Source organism: Corynebacterium sp. HMSC072A02 (genome assembly GCF_001810085.1).
Lineage (GTDB): Bacteria > Actinomycetota > Actinomycetes > Mycobacteriales > Mycobacteriaceae > Corynebacterium > Corynebacterium hesseae.
This window is the reverse complement of record NZ_KV799881.1, coordinates 1-359: the sequence shown is the minus strand read 5'-3', so window position 1 is coordinate 359 and position 359 is coordinate 1. Positions and strand designations below refer to the sequence as shown.

1 protein-coding gene is annotated in these 359 nt (G+C 56.8%); it reads right to left on the bottom strand.

The window, feature by feature from the left end; all coding sequences use genetic code 11:
* Nucleotides 1–359: rRNA adenine N-6-methyltransferase family protein (locus HMPREF2698_RS12250; RefSeq protein ID WP_304439991.1), on the bottom strand; the 359-nt coding region annotated here is incomplete at both ends.

The following is a 359-nucleotide window of genomic DNA, read 5'->3' as shown; positions in this document are numbered from 1 at the left end:
TTTTTCCGTTGAGGAGGTCGTTGACTACTTCCCGATGGTGAAATGGGCCGATGGTGAGGTAGAGAGGAACCAGTCACCTGGAAGAGATCGATCCAGTCGCTGGTGTGCAATCTGGGAGGTAGGGTCGCGGGGTCGATTCCTCGCGAGCGCAACCATGATTGTGTCTCTGAACGTGATGAAAACAACCCTGCCCTTCGGAGAATTTCCCCTATCCCGCGTCCCCGGGCAGTGAAAACGGTGTGCACCATCGCCTGAAAGGCTTTGCGCTGCTCTATCGGAATCTTCGGGTCACCCACCCGGCGGATCACTAAGATCCCCCCGTCAACGTTTGGCTGTGGCCGGAAAGCAGACCTTGGTAC